General features: G+C 62.0%; 15 protein-coding genes. 14 read left to right on the top strand and 1 reads right to left on the bottom strand.

All coding sequences use genetic code 11. The features are described from left to right. Positions 1-54: 54 nt before the first annotated feature. Complete coding sequence (phnF, locus tag AC1DF8_RS04865; protein WP_477995136.1) at positions 55-792, bottom strand: phosphonate metabolism transcriptional regulator PhnF; 738 nt, start codon at positions 790-792, stop codon at positions 55-57. Positions 793-944: 152 nt separating this feature from the next. Between phnF and phnG the strand changes: the two genes are divergently transcribed. The 14 genes from phnG (at position 945) to phnN (ending at position 13,045) form a co-directional block, all read left to right on the top strand. Beyond that, on the top strand, positions 945-1,421 hold the full coding sequence (phnG, locus tag AC1DF8_RS04860; RefSeq protein WP_477995476.1) for a phosphonate C-P lyase system protein PhnG: 477 nt from the start codon (positions 945-947) through the stop codon (positions 1,419-1,421). Continuing rightward, positions 1,421-2,029, top strand: a complete 609-nt coding sequence (phnH, locus tag AC1DF8_RS04855) for a phosphonate C-P lyase system protein PhnH (protein WP_477995135.1) — start codon at positions 1,421-1,423, stop codon at positions 2,027-2,029. Before phnG ends, phnH begins: the two co-directional genes overlap by 1 nt. A gap of 4 nt (positions 2,030-2,033) precedes the next feature. Further along, complete coding sequence (locus AC1DF8_RS04850; protein ID WP_477995134.1) at positions 2,034-3,140, top strand: carbon-phosphorus lyase complex subunit; 1,107 nt, start codon at positions 2,034-2,036, stop codon at positions 3,138-3,140. Next, the gene (locus AC1DF8_RS04845; RefSeq protein WP_018114983.1) at positions 3,137-4,012 is read left to right on the top strand and encodes an alpha-D-ribose 1-methylphosphonate 5-phosphate C-P-lyase PhnJ; all 876 of its coding nucleotides are present in this window, start codon (positions 3,137-3,139) and stop codon (positions 4,010-4,012) included. Before AC1DF8_RS04850 ends, AC1DF8_RS04845 begins: the two co-directional genes overlap by 4 nt. Continuing rightward, a complete protein-coding gene (gene phnK, locus AC1DF8_RS04840) occupies positions 4,009-4,785 on the top strand; it encodes a phosphonate C-P lyase system protein PhnK (protein ID WP_018114984.1) in 777 nt (258 codons plus the stop codon). Before AC1DF8_RS04845 ends, phnK begins: the two co-directional genes overlap by 4 nt. Positions 4,786-4,789: 4 nt before the next feature. Further along, positions 4,790-5,500 (top strand): phosphonate C-P lyase system protein PhnL, encoded by a 711-nt coding sequence (gene phnL / locus AC1DF8_RS04835; protein WP_477995133.1) that lies wholly within the window; start codon positions 4,790-4,792, stop codon positions 5,498-5,500. Further along, complete coding sequence (locus AC1DF8_RS04830; RefSeq protein ID WP_477995132.1) at positions 5,497-6,114, top strand: DapH/DapD/GlmU-related protein; 618 nt, start codon at positions 5,497-5,499, stop codon at positions 6,112-6,114. Before phnL ends, AC1DF8_RS04830 begins: the two co-directional genes overlap by 4 nt. Positions 6,115-6,232: 118 nt before the next feature. Then, on the top strand, positions 6,233-7,078 hold the full coding sequence (gene phnC / locus AC1DF8_RS04825) for a phosphonate ABC transporter ATP-binding protein (RefSeq protein WP_477995474.1): 846 nt from the start codon (positions 6,233-6,235) through the stop codon (positions 7,076-7,078). A gap of 88 nt (positions 7,079-7,166) precedes the next feature. After that, a complete protein-coding gene (phnD, locus tag AC1DF8_RS04820; protein WP_477995131.1) occupies positions 7,167-8,075 on the top strand; it encodes a phosphonate ABC transporter substrate-binding protein in 909 nt (302 codons plus the stop codon). Positions 8,076-8,142: 67 nt separating this feature from the next. After that, positions 8,143-9,108 (top strand): phosphonate ABC transporter, permease protein PhnE, encoded by a 966-nt coding sequence (gene phnE, locus AC1DF8_RS04815; RefSeq protein WP_477995130.1) that lies wholly within the window; start codon positions 8,143-8,145, stop codon positions 9,106-9,108. Positions 9,109-9,115: 7 nt separating this feature from the next. Then, positions 9,116-10,462, top strand: coding sequence for a phosphonate ABC transporter, permease protein PhnE (gene phnE / locus AC1DF8_RS04810; protein ID WP_477995129.1), 1,347 nt, complete (start codon positions 9,116-9,118; stop codon positions 10,460-10,462). A gap of 138 nt (positions 10,463-10,600) precedes the next feature. Further along, positions 10,601-11,296, top strand: a complete 696-nt coding sequence (locus AC1DF8_RS04805; RefSeq protein ID WP_477995128.1) for a DUF1045 domain-containing protein — start codon at positions 10,601-10,603, stop codon at positions 11,294-11,296. Positions 11,297-11,309: 13 nt separating this feature from the next. Next, positions 11,310-12,449: an alpha-D-ribose 1-methylphosphonate 5-triphosphate diphosphatase gene (locus AC1DF8_RS04800; protein ID WP_113114830.1), complete on the top strand. Its 1,140-nt coding sequence runs from the start codon at positions 11,310-11,312 to the stop codon at positions 12,447-12,449. Beyond that, positions 12,449-13,045, top strand: a complete 597-nt coding sequence (gene phnN / locus AC1DF8_RS04795; RefSeq protein ID WP_112970258.1) for a phosphonate metabolism protein/1,5-bisphosphokinase (PRPP-forming) PhnN — start codon at positions 12,449-12,451, stop codon at positions 13,043-13,045. The genes AC1DF8_RS04800 and phnN overlap by 1 nt, the downstream gene beginning before the upstream one ends. Positions 13,046-13,058 lie beyond the last annotated feature (13 nt).

The raw sequence follows: 13,058 nt of genomic DNA, 5'->3' as shown, positions 1-13,058 counted from the left end.
TAAGGTTCAAGGCCGGGCTCGCGCCCGGCCTTTTCGTTTTCAGTTCTCGCCATTTTAGTTTTCGATGGTGAACTGGACGCGGTCGGCGGCAAAACGGCTGATGGAATATTGCACCGGCACACCTTCCAGATCGGTGTTCATCGCCTTGGTGATCAACAGCACGGCGCCCGGTGTCAGCTCGAGATCGGCGATATCGCCGGCGTCGGCGTGGGTGGCAGTGATCTCCGTCGTGGCGCGCACATAATCCGACAGGCCAAGTGCCGCGAAAGCCTTGGTGATGGACTCAGTCTTCCTGTAGATCTCGCCGATGCCGGCAAAACGCGCGGCAGGGAACCAGCTCGTCCCGCGCGCGACAGGCCGTTTATCCGCATCACGCACCGTTTCCAGCCGGATGACCGGCGTGCCCTCGGCCACGCGCAACCAGCGGGCCACTTCGGCATCGGCCACTTCTTCTGCATGGCCGAGCAGGAGCGCGTGTGTCTCGCGTGCCTGATCTCTGAGACCGTCGGTGAAACGGGTACGGCGGCTGATCGGAAAATTCAGGCGCTCCTTGCGCTCGATCAGCGTGCCGCGGCCCTGCACTGCGCGCACGATGCCTTCCTGGGCAAGGGCTGCGAGTGCGCTGCGGACGGTATGCCTGTTGACGCCGAACTGCAGCGCCAGAACAGTTTCCGGCGGCACCATGCCCGTTTCGTCGTAGGCGCCACGGCTGATCGCCTCGCGGATCCTGTCGGCGATCTGCCGCCACAGCGCCACCCCTGTCTGCCGCTGTACCTGCTTTATTCCTGCCATTGCACCCCTGCCAGCTTATTTTCCGCCCGAATTCATCTTCGGGCTCGGCCAATTTCGGTCGCGCCATGTCACACGCTTGTCACCTCGCCGATTTAGGGATAGGTATAGCTTGTATGGTTGTCTATATCAATAGACATTTCAAGGAAAAGATGATGACGGCAGCGGAGAAGACGGTAGCTGCGGCGCGAACGGATGACGGGCGTAAACGCACCGTCGATCTGCTCGCCCGCGCCGAGACACAGGAATTGCTGGCAGCGTGGGATGCGCTGGCGGAAAAGCCGGTCTTTCAGCCGGTGCGTGGCCCGGAAACCGGCCTCGTCATGGTCCGCGGCCGCATCGGCGGCGGCGGAGCGCCCTTCAATCTCGGCGAAGTGACGGTGACGCGCGCGACGCTGCGCCTCGCCTCCGGTTCCGTCGGCCATGCGCAGGCACTTGGTACCGACCGTGAGAAGGCGCGGCTTTCAGCCATCTTCGATGCGCTCTGGCAGGAAGAGGCGACCAAGAGCTTCGTCGAAGAAAACCTGCTTTCGCCGATCGCTCGGCGGATCGGCGACGACGTCAACCGCAAGGCTGAGGAAACGGCTGCGACCCGCGTCGATTTCTTCACCATGGTCCGGGGAGAAGATTGATGAGTGCCAAGACCGATGTTCTGACCGGCGGCTTTGTCGAGCCGGTCTTCCAGGCCCAGAGCGTGTTCAAGATGCTGATGGACGGCATGGCCCGGCCCGGCACGATCCAGACCGTAACACCCGACATCGTGCCACCGGCACCACTCGGCATTGCCGCCGGCGCGATCGGCCTGACGCTCTGCGACCATGACACCCCGGTCTGGCTTTCCGCGGGGCTTGCCAAGTCGGCGGTTCCGCAATGGCTCGGCTTCCACGCCGGCGCACCTATGACCACCGAAAAGGCCGAAGCGCGCTTCGCCTTCGTGGAAGCCGGCATGACGCTTTCCACCTTCGGCCTGTTTGCATCAGGCACGCAGGAATATCCTGATCGTTCCACGACTGTCGTGATCGAACTTGCCGATCTCGAAGGCGGCCGCCGGCTCGCCCTGATGGGACCGGGCATCCAGAGCGTGGCCGAGATCGCACCGGTCGGCCTGCCGGAAACCTTCTTGCGCCTCTGGACGGAAAACCGCGCGCTTTTTCCGCGCGGCGTCGACATCGTGCTGACGGCGGGCAAGCGCTTCCTCTGCCTGCCGCGCACCACCAAGATCACAGCAACGGAGATCTGAGCTCATGTATGTTGCCGTCAAGGGTGGCGAGGCCGCCATCGCCAATGCTCACCGCCTGCTCGCCGACCGCCGGCGTGGCGACCGCTCGGTGCCGGCCATCGGCATCGAGCAGATCGTCGAACAGCTGGCGCTCGCCGTCGACCGCGTCATGGCCGAAGCCTCGCTCTACGACCGGACGCTCGCAGCCCTTGCCGTGCGCCAGTCGCGCGGGGACATGATCGAGGCGATCTTCCTGCTGCGCGCCTATCGTACGACGCTACCGCGCTTCGGCTATTCGAAGCCGCTCGACACCGCCAAGATGCAGATCGAGCGCCGTATTTCAGCGACCTATAAGGATCTTCCGGGCGGGCAGCTGCTCGGCCCGACCTTCGACTACACGCACCGCCTGCTCGATCCCTCGCTGCTTTCGGATGAGGCCGTGGAAGAGCCGGCGCTGCGGGAGGCGGAGAGCGGCCGCGTCATGCGCGTTTCCGAGATCCTCGGCCAGGAAGGGCTGATCGAGAACGACGGCGAACTGCCCGAGGACCACGAGACGGGCGACCTGACGCGCGAGCCGATGGAGTTCCCGATGACCCGCGACCTGCGCCTGCAGGCGCTTGCCCGCGGCGACGAAGGCTTCCTTCTGGCGCTCGGCTATTCCACCCAGCGTGGCTACGGCCGCAACCACCCCTTCACCGGTGAAATCCGCATCGGCGAGGTCGAGGTGGAGTTCGACGTGCCGGAACTCGGCTTCGCCGTCTCTCTGGGACCTATCCAGCTCACCGAATGCCAGATGGTCAACCAGTTCAAGGGTTCGGCCAAGGCGCCGCCACAGTTCACCCGCGGCTACGGCCTGGTTTTCGGCCAGAGCGAGCGCAAGGCGATGGCCATGTCTCTCGTCGATCGTGCGCTGCGCGCCGAAGAGCTTGGCGAGGATATCACCGCGCCGGCGCAGGACGAGGAATTCGTCATTTCCCATTCCGACAACGTGCAGGCGACCGGTTTCGTCGAACACCTGAAGCTTCCGCATTATGTGGACTTCCAGGCCGAACTCGACCTCGTCCGCCGCATGCGCCGCGATTTCGAAACCGCCCGCGACAGCGGCGAGACCCAAAAGGAGGCCGCCGAATGAGTGATCTCGCCACCTACAATTTCGCCTATCTCGACGAACAGACCAAGCGCATGATCCGCCGCGCCATCCTGAAGGCGATCGCCATTCCAGGCTACCAGGTTCCCTTTGCCAGCAGAGAAATGCCGATGCCCTACGGCTGGGGCACCGGCGGCGTGCAGGTGACTGCGGCCATCATCGGGCCTGATGACGTTCTCAAGGTCATCGACCAGGGCGCCGACGACACGACGAACGCCGTCTCCATTCGCGCCTTCTTCCAGAAAGTCGCCAATGTCGCCGTCACGACCCATACCAAGGACGCGACGATCATCCAGACGCGCCACCGCATCCCCGAGGAAAAGCTCGGGACCGGGCAGGTTCTCGTCTACCAGGTGCCGATCCCGGAACCGCTGCGCTTCCTCGAACCGCGCGAAACCGAGACACGCAAGATGCATGCGCTGGAAGAATACGGCCTCATGCATGTGAAGCTCTACGAGGATATCGCCCGCAACGGCCGCATCGCCACGACCTATGCCTATCCGGTGAAGGTCAACGGCCGCTATGTCATGGACCCGTCGCCGACGCCGAAATTCGACAATCCGAAGATGCACAAGTCCGAGGCACTGCAGCTCTTCGGCGCCGGTCGTGAAAAGCGCATCTATGCGGTGCCGCCCTATACGGATGTCGTCAGCCTCGATTTCGAAGACCATCCCTTCGAGATCCAGCGCTTCGGCAAGCCATGCGCGCTCTGCGGCGCGGAGGAAGTCTATCTCGACGAGGTGATCCTCGACGACAAGGGCGGGCGCATGTTCGTCTGCTCCGACACCGACTATTGCGACGACCGCCGAGCACATGGACATGCCGGCGAAATGCTGGCCCGGGAGGCTGCAGAATGACCGAAACACCGCTTCTCAAAGTCAGCGACCTCTCGAAATTCTACGGCAACCGCATCGGCTGCAAGAATGTCTCCTTCGAGCTCTGGCCGGGCGAAGTGCTCGCCATCGTCGGCGAATCCGGCTCGGGCAAGACGACGCTGCTCAACTGCATTTCTACCCGGCTGATGCCGACGACCGGCAGCGTCGAATATCACATGCGCGACGGCAGCTACCGCGACCTCTACCACATGAACGAGGCCGAGCGCCGCTTTCTGATGCGCACCGACTGGGGCTTCGTGCACCAGAACCCGGCCGACGGACTGCGCATGACGGTCTCGGCCGGCGCCAATGTCGGCGAACGCCTGATGGCGATCGGCGATCGGCACTATGGCAAGATCCGCTCCACCGCAATCGACTGGCTGGAGCGCGTCGAAATCGACGCCGGCCGCATCGATGACCAGCCGCGCGCCTTTTCCGGCGGTATGCGCCAGCGCCTGCAGATCGCCCGCAACCTCGTCACCGGCCCGCGCCTCGTGTTCATGGATGAGCCAACCGGCGGTCTCGACGTTTCGGTGCAGGCACGCCTCCTCGATCTGGTGCGCGGCCTCGTCAACGATCTCGGTCTCTCGGCCATCATCGTCACGCACGATCTCGCCGTCGCCCGCCTCCTGTCGCACCGAATGATGGTGATGAAGGACGGCCACGTCATCGAGCAGGGTCTGACCGACCGTGTGCTGGACGACCCGCGCGAGCCGTATACCCAGCTCCTCGTTTCCTCGATCCTGCAGGTTTAAGAAAATGGCAACGCCTCTCGTCGTTTCAGAAGTCGCCAAAAGCTTCACCATGCACCTGCGCGACGGCCTCAAGCTGCCGGTCGTCTCGGATGTCTCCTTCTCGGTGGCATCGGCCGAATGCGTCGTGCTCGGTGGCCCATCGGGCATCGGCAAAAGCTCGCTGCTCAAGATGATCTACGGCAATTATGCCGTCGACAGCGGACAGATCCTCGTCAACCACAAGGGCAAGATCGTCGATCTGGCCGCCGGCGACCCGCGCACCGTCCTGGACGTGCGGCGCCACACGCTCGGTTACGTCAGCCAGTTCCTGCGCACTGTGCCGCGTGTTGCGGCCCTCGACGTCGTCGCCGAGCCGCTGCTTGCACGCGGCGAAGCGGCCGACAGCGCCCGCGAAAAAGCAGCAAACCTGCTCGAAAAGCTCAACCTGCCGGAAGCCCTCTGGCAGCTGCCGCCCTCCACCTTCTCGGGCGGCGAACAGCAGCGCGTCAACATCGCCCGCGGCTTCATCACCGATCACACGATCCTGCTGCTCGACGAGCCGACCGCCTCGCTCGACGCTAAGAACCGTGCCGTCGTCGTCGGCATGATCGAGGAAAAGAAGAAGGCGGGCGTCGCTTTGCTCGGCATCTTCCACGATGAGGAAGTGCGTGAAGCCGTTGCCGACCGCATTCTCGACGTCCAGCAATTCTCTCCGCGAAAGGCGATCGCAGCATGAGCCGCAAGCTGGGCATCGAGCCCTATTTCCATGAAACCGCCGCCGTCTCCAACTCGACCTTCGGCCGCTACACGGAAGTTTCCGAGCGCTGCCGCATCAGCGAAGCGGAGTTCGGCGACTATTCCTACATCATGCAGGACGGCTCGATCTGGTGCGCGACGATCGGCAAGTTCGTCAACATCGCCGCCGCAGTGCGTATCAACGCAACCAACCATCCGACCTGGCGCGCGACGCTGCACCACTTCACCTACCGCGCCGTCGATTACTGGCCGGATGCCGACATGGAGAGCGAATTCTTCGAATGGCGCCGCTCCAACCGGGTCGTCATCGGCAATGATGTCTGGATCGGTCATGGCGCCACGATCCTGCCCGGCGTGACCGTCGGCAACGGGGCCGTCATCGGCGCGGGGGCCGTCGTCTCGAAGGATGTCGCTCCCTACACGATCGTCGGCGGCGTGCCGGCCAAGCTCATCCGAGAGCGCTTTCCGAGGGAGATCGGCGAGCGCATGGACAGGCTTGCCTGGTGGGACTGGGAACACGACCGGTTGCGCGGCGCACTGGCTGATTTCCGGGCACTTGGCGCCGAAGACTTCCTTTCGCGCTACGGCGGCTGAGCCGAATATTGCGGGGCAGAGTTTTGTGACAGGACTTACACAAAACTGACACGCGAGGTTCATGAAGCGGGACTAATGCGATCCCAGAAGCAAGCCTGAAATGCGAGGGAAGAGCATGATGTTCGAACTGAAGAATGTCACACGCCGGTTCGGAAAGAAGCTCGCTGTCGACTCCGTAACGCTGGACATTCCTCAGGGCCAGATGGTCGGCATCATCGGCCGGTCGGGCGCCGGCAAGTCCACGCTCCTGCGCATGATCAACCGCCTGCAGGAACCTTCCTCCGGCACCATCCATTTCGGCGGTGTCGAGGTTTCCGGCCTTCGCGGTCAGGCGTTGCGCAACTGGCAGCGCGACTGCGCAATGATCTTCCAGCAGTTCAACCTCGTCCCGCGCCTCGATGTGCTGACCAACGTCATGCTCGGCCGCCTGAACCACCGCTCGACGACCCTTAGCCTGCTCAACGTCTTCAGCCGTGAAGAGCGCATCCAGGCAATCGCAGCGCTCGAGCGCCTCGGCATCGAGCAGACGGCGCTGCAGGCAGCGGGCACGCTTTCGGGCGGCCAGCAGCAGCGTGTGGCGATCGCCCGCGCGCTGATGCAGAACCCGAAGATGGTTCTGGCCGACGAGCCGATCGCCTCGCTCGACCCCCTGAACGCCAAGATCGTCATGGATGCCCTACGCGACATCAACGAGCGTGAGGGCATCACCGTCATCACCAACCTGCACACGCTCGATACGGCCCGCAGCTACTGCGAACGCATCGTCGGCATGGCAGGCGGCCGCGTCGTTTTCGACGGCAAGCCTTCTGAACTCACCACCGGGGCCGTGAAGGAAATCTATGGCACGGACAAGGACGGTGCGGGCATCGACGAAACGATGACCTCGACCGCAATCAATATCGCTCCGGAAGGAGCCGAAAACCAATCCGCCGGCACCCAACCGCTGGCGCTGGCCGGTCTGTGAGAGGGGCGGCCGCGATCGAATGCCCGCGTCAAGGGCAGATTTCTTCGTACCAAAACGACCGGGCGCCCGGTCATTCAGGAGAGAACCCATGTTGAAGAAAGCACTTTTTGCGGCTACGGCGATCCTGTCGCTCGCAGCCGGCGCTGCCAATGCCGCTGACCTCAAGGAATTCCGCGTCGGCATCCTCGGCGGCGAAAACGAAACCGACCGCCTGCGCAACTATGCCTGCCTTGCAGACCACCTGAAGCAGGAATTCGGCTTCGAGAAGGTTTCGCTCTTCCCGGCCGCCGACTATGACGGCGTTATCCAGGGCCTCCTCGGCGGCACGCTCGACTTCGCTGAACTCGGCGCTTCCGGCTACGCATCCGTTTACATCAAGGACCCGAAGGCTGTTACGCCGATCCTGACGACGCAGCAGAAGGACGGCTCCACGGGTTACTACTCGATCGGTCTCGCCCTGAAGTCTTCCGGCATCAAGACGATCAAGGACGCCAAGGGCAAGAAGCTCGGCTACGCCGATCCGGATTCCACCTCGGGCTATCTCGTTCCGCTGACGCAGATCCCGAAGGACACGGGCATACCGAACGACAAGTTCTTCGCTTCCACGCAGTTCAACGGCGGCCACGAGAACAACCTGCTCGCTGCTTACGACGGCAAGGTCGACGTTGCTGTTGACGATTCGTCGGGCATCGGCGACTTCAAGGACGGCTACACCTCCGGTACCTTCCGCAAGGAAGTCGACAAGGGCGCCGTCGACCCGAACAAGCTCGTTGAAGTATGGCGTTCGCCGCTGATCCCGAACGGCCCGCTCGTCGTTCGCAACGCTCTCGGCGAAGAGTGGCAGAAGAAGCTCACCGCCTTCTTCACGGCCCTGCCGGAGAAGGACCACAAGTGCTTCGCAGCTATCGAAGGCGGCGACTACAAGGGCTACGCCCCGGTCAAGCACGACTTCTACAACGCTGTCGTAGAAGTTCGTAAGGCTGCTATCGGCGGCTGATTGCACCATCCGTATACGGGGCGGCCGGCAACGGCCGCCCCTTTTCTTGTGACCAGGCGAGGCGTTCATGACTATTGCCGATACACAGCCGCATGTGCCGATGCAGAGCGCGAAGGAAATCGCCACCGCTTGGGACAGGATGATCGCCAGGCGGCGTTTCTATACCGCCCTTGGCCTGGTGATCCTCATCGCCGCCTTCGTCAGCTCCGTACGCTTTGCCGACGAGAGCAATGCCGGTCACTTCTTCGAACGCCTGCCGCATTTGTTCGACTTCCTGAGCTGGCTTATCCCGAAAGACTGGACCGATGTCTGGCGCGCGCTTTTCGATATTGCGAGCCCGAACGACAAGGGTGGCGAAGAATATAATTTCGCCAATGGCCGCGTCTATGTCTGGGGCAGCTTCTACATTCCTGAGTATTTCGAGCTGATGATCGTCACGATCAATATCGCGCTCGTCTCGACCATCATCGCCTTCATCTTCGCCGTTCCGCTCAGCTTCTTTGCGGCACGCAATCTGACGAAGAACTGGCCGTTGCGCATCTTTACCAAGCGCATCATGGAATTCCTGCGCGCCTTCCCAGAAATCGTCATCGCTGGCCTGTTTTCGGCGATCCTCTCGATCGGACCGGTGGCCGCCATTATCGCGATCACGCTCCACACGATCGGCGCACTCGGCAAGCTCTTCTATGAAGTTGCTGAAAACATCGACATGAAACCGGACGAAGGCATGCGCGCCGTCGGCGCGAACTGGCTGGAGCGCGTGCGTTTCGCCGCTCTGCCGCAGGTCATGCCGAACTATGCGTCCTATGCGCTGCTGCGCCTCGAGATCAACGTGCGCGCTTCGACCATCATCGGCGCTGTCGGCGGCGGCGGTATCGGTGAAGAGCTCAAGCTTTCCATTTCCCGCGGTTTCGGCGCGAAGACCGTGGCGCTCGTGCTGCTGCTCTTCGTGACGATTGTCGCTGTCGACCAGTTCTCCGCCTGGCTGCGCCGCCGGCTCGTCGGCGAACACGCCTTCCTCCTGCAACATTGAGGCTGCCATGACGGTCATCGACGCAAACCGCATGCATGAGATCGAAACGCGCTATCCGGAATATTTTCACAAGTCCTTCCGCCAGCGTTTCGGCGGTCTCCTCATTGTGCTCGCGACAATCCTCTACGGCTTTTATGCCGTCTGGTTTTTCGACCTGCCGAAGCTCATCGCCGAAGCCCACTGGGAACGCTTCGGCATCTATATGAGCCAGTGGATCAGCTATGACGTGCAGCCGGAATTCCGTATCCAGGACGATGGCACGATCCAGACGCGCTATCCACGCTTCTCACCGCTTGGCGACGATCCGCATCCGGATTGGCTGAAAACCAACACGGATGGCAGCATCACGGTTCTCGTCAGCGGCAGCGGCCGCACAGTGACGGTCAGCAAGAGCCAGACGACGATCGTTGCCCATGGCATGACGGTGCCGGTCGATGTCAGCAGCGGCGCACCGAAAGTCGTCGGTCCGGTTCCGGGCTGGATGACGGTCTATGACGACAACGTGCTTGCCAATCTTGGTTTTGCAGGGGATGTCAGCATTTCCGTCGACCGCGTGAAAGTGCGCAAGCGATTTATCGGCTGGGCGAACTTCGTCTTCGATACGCAGTCGCCGTTCTTCGACAAGCCGGCAAGCGAGGTCATCAGTCTCATCGTCTCCGGCCCGCGTATCCATCCCGATCAGTCGAACCTGTCGCTCGCTTTCGACGATATCTGGAACAACAGCGAATGGCAGCATGGCGATGTCTGGACCAAGCTGTTCCAGACGATCGTGATGGCCTTCCTCGGCACGTTGCTCGGTTCGCTCGCGGCCTTCCCGCTCGCCTTCATGGCAGCGCGCAATATCACGCCAAACAGGTTCCTCAATCAGGCCCTGAAGCGCTTCTTCGACTTCCTGCGTTCGGTCGACATGCTGATCTGGGCGCTGTTCCTGACGCGCGCCTTCGGCCCCGGTCCTCTTGCCGGTTCCGGCGCCATCTTCCTCACGGAGACAGGCACGCTCGGCAAGCTCTACTCGGAAGGTCTCGAGAATATCGACAACAAGCCGCGCGAAGGCGTGAAGTCGACGGGCGCCTCGACCGTGCTGGTGCATCGCTACGGCATCATGCCGCAGATCGTCCCTGTTATCGTCAGCCAGACGCTCTATCAGTGGGAATCGAACGTACGCGGCGCGACGATCATCGGCGCCGTTGGCGCCGGCGGTATCGGTCTCAAGCTCTGGGAAGCCATGCGCACCAATTCCAATTGGGAAAACGTCGCATACATGGTCATCCTGATCCTGATCGTTGTCTTCCTGTTCGATACCGCATCGAATGCACTGCGCCATCGCCTGATGGGCACCAAGGCCGGCCACTAAGCCCGATCAAATGATGATGACGGCCCGCCGTCATCATCATTCTGTCATGGAAATCTTTTAGCCGGAGCGTGCTTGCGGTTCACCGCCAAATCAATGCACATTGCGCTCCCCATTCGGACGATCTCCAGGATAAAAGCCTTGCGCTACGCTCTCTATTTTTCGCCGTCCAAGGATGATTCCCTGACGGATGCGGCCTCTGTCTGGCTCGGCCGCAATGCCTTTACCGGCGAGACCTATCCTGCACCCGAATACAAGACATTGCCGTCAAACGAACAATTCGAACTGACCGCCGATCCGCGCCGCTACGGCTTCCACGCGACGATCAAGGCGCCCTTCGAGCTTGCCTCCTCCGTGACCGAAAAGGACCTGATGGCGGTCGTCGAAGATTTTGCCGCCAAGACGCCGGCCTTTGAAATCCCCGAGCTGGTGCTCGGCCAGCTCGGTCGCTTCTTCGCACTTGTTCCGGGTTCGCTGCACCAGCCGCTTCAGGATTTCGCCGCAAAGGTGGTAAAGTCTTTCGAGCCATTCCGGGCGGCACTCTCCGAGGCCGACATTATCAGGCGCAAACCGGAAAGGCTCTCCGAGAGCCAGCGCAATAATCTCATGCGCTGGGGCTATCCATATGTCATGGATGACTTCGGCTTCCATATGACGTTGACCGGTCAGGTGCCGGAAGAGCGCGCGGAAGTGATGAAGGCGATCCTGACGGAGCGTTTTGCAGCTTTTACCGGCAGGCCGCTTCACATTTCCGGCCTCGCCGTCTTTAGCGAGGAGGCGCGCGGCGCGCCTTTCAAAGTCCACACATGGCTGCCTCTTGCTGGCGCCAAAAGCTGAAAGATTTCCTGACATGAGCAAAGAAACCGTTCTTTCAAATGCCCGTATCGTACTCGAGGACGACATCCTTTCGGGCTCTATCCTGATACGCGACGGCAAGATCGCCGATATTTCAAAAGGCATTTCGGTAGCCGGCGAAGACTTTGAGGGCGACTACATCATTCCGGGCCTCGTCGAGCTGCACACGGACCATCTGGAAGGCCACTATTCGCCGCGTCCGGGCATCCGCTGGAACAAGACGGCGGCGATCCAGGCCCATGACGCGCAGATCGTCACTTCGGGTATCACAACGGTCTTCGACTGCCTGCGCATGGGTGCTGACGAAGACGGTGGCTTCGAGCACGGTGAGATGCGCGAGATGGCCGATGCCATCCAGTCCGCCGAAAAGGAAGGGCGCCTGCGTGCCGAACATCTCCTCCATCTGCGTTGCGAGGTTTCGGCCGACAACGTGCTGCAGCACTTCGCCGATTTCGAAAACGATCCTTATGTCGGTCTCGTCTCGCTGATGGACCATGCGCCGGGCCAGCGCCAGTTCCAGACAATGGACCAGTACATCTTCTACTATCAGAAGAAGCGCGGTCTTTCCGATGAGGAGTTTGCCCGCTTCTGCGCCAGACGCATCGCCGAGTCCGATCGCAATTCGACGCCAAATCGCGACGCGATCTCGAAGGTCTGCGCCGAACGCGGTATCACTGTCGCAAGCCATGACGATGCCACATCTGCCCATGTCGATGAGGCGATCGAAAACGGCGTTCGCCTGGCCGAATTCCCGACAAGCATCGACGCAGCCCGGCTGTCGCACGAGAACGGCATGAGCGTTCTGATGGGCGCGCCGAACATCGTGCGCGGCAAGTCGCATTCCGGCAATATCGCCGCGCGTGATTTAGCGCAGCTCGGCGTTCTCGACGTGCTTTCGTCCGACTATGTGCCGCTCAGCCTGCTGCATGCGCCCTTCATTCTTGCCGACGAGGTCGAGGGCATTACCTTGTCGAAGGCAATTGCAATGGTGACGGCAACGCCAGCACGCACCGTCAGCCTCAACGATCGCGGCCGCATCGCAACCGGCCTGCGTGCCGATCTCGTCCGCGTCCACCGTTCACATGGCGTGCCGGTGACGCGATCCGTCTGGCGTGAAGGACGCCGTGTCGCATGATGATGTCACACGAACCCCATCCGGGCGCTGGCGCCGAACGCGGCATCATGGTCGTCGTCGTCGGCCCGAGCGGGGCCGGCAAGGACACGCTGATGAACCTTGCGGCCCGGCATTTCGATCGCCGCGAAGACGTGCATTTTGCCCGCCGTGTCATCACTCGCGATGGCGATGCCGGTGGGGAGGATCACCTCGCCGTTTCGGATGCCGGTTTCGCATCGATGGAGCAGTCTGGTGCCTTTGCCGTCTGGTGGGAGGCGCACGGCTTGAAATATGCAATTCCGGCGGAGGTTTCCGTTGCACTTTCCAGGGGTCACCTCGTCGTGGCCAATGGCTCGCGCTCGGCCCTGCACCGTTTCCAGGCTGCTTTCCCGCGGCTAAAGGTCATCAATGTTACGGCCCGCCCCGAAGTGCTGGCCGGCCGCCTGGAGGCGCGCGGCCGCGAGACGCACGAGGACATCATGGCCCGCCTCGCACGCGGCCCGCTGACGGTGCGCGGCGATTACGATGTCGTGGAGCTCGACAATAGCGGCTCGCTGGAAGAGGCCGAGCGCAAGATGGTCGACATCCTGGATGGCTTCCTGAAGGAAATCGTCTAAACGAGGCAGGAAA

The organism is Rhizobium sp. 05N49, from assembly GCF_056396805.1.
Note: the sequence above shows the minus strand (reverse complement) of the source record. Positions and strands in the feature narration are given on the sequence as shown.

What these genes read in the sequence shown, in the direction of transcription:
- phnF (WP_477995136.1), bottom strand. Translation starts at nt 792, where the DNA reads ATGGCAGGAATAAAGCAGGTACAGCGGCAGACAGGGGTGGCGCTGTGG.
- phnH (WP_477995135.1), top strand. Translation starts at nt 1,421, where the DNA reads ATGAGTGCCAAGACCGATGTTCTGACCGGCGGCTTTGTCGAGCCGGTC.
- phnD (WP_477995131.1), top strand. Translation starts at nt 7,167, where the DNA reads ATGTTGAAGAAAGCACTTTTTGCGGCTACGGCGATCCTGTCGCTCGCA.
- AC1DF8_RS04800 (WP_113114830.1), top strand. Translation starts at nt 11,310, where the DNA reads ATGAGCAAAGAAACCGTTCTTTCAAATGCCCGTATCGTACTCGAGGAC.
- phnC (WP_477995474.1), top strand. Translation starts at nt 6,233, where the DNA reads ATGTTCGAACTGAAGAATGTCACACGCCGGTTCGGAAAGAAGCTCGCT.
- AC1DF8_RS04830 (WP_477995132.1), top strand. Translation starts at nt 5,497, where the DNA reads ATGAGCCGCAAGCTGGGCATCGAGCCCTATTTCCATGAAACCGCCGCC.
- phnK (WP_018114984.1), top strand. Translation starts at nt 4,009, where the DNA reads ATGACCGAAACACCGCTTCTCAAAGTCAGCGACCTCTCGAAATTCTAC.
- phnE (WP_477995129.1), top strand. Translation starts at nt 9,116, where the DNA reads ATGACGGTCATCGACGCAAACCGCATGCATGAGATCGAAACGCGCTAT.
- phnN (WP_112970258.1), top strand. Translation starts at nt 12,449, where the DNA reads ATGATGTCACACGAACCCCATCCGGGCGCTGGCGCCGAACGCGGCATC.
- AC1DF8_RS04850 (WP_477995134.1), top strand. Translation starts at nt 2,034, where the DNA reads ATGTATGTTGCCGTCAAGGGTGGCGAGGCCGCCATCGCCAATGCTCAC.
- phnG (WP_477995476.1), top strand. Translation starts at nt 945, where the DNA reads ATGACGGCAGCGGAGAAGACGGTAGCTGCGGCGCGAACGGATGACGGG.
- phnE (WP_477995130.1), top strand. Translation starts at nt 8,143, where the DNA reads ATGACTATTGCCGATACACAGCCGCATGTGCCGATGCAGAGCGCGAAG.
- phnL (WP_477995133.1), top strand. Translation starts at nt 4,790, where the DNA reads ATGGCAACGCCTCTCGTCGTTTCAGAAGTCGCCAAAAGCTTCACCATG.
- AC1DF8_RS04845 (WP_018114983.1), top strand. Translation starts at nt 3,137, where the DNA reads ATGAGTGATCTCGCCACCTACAATTTCGCCTATCTCGACGAACAGACC.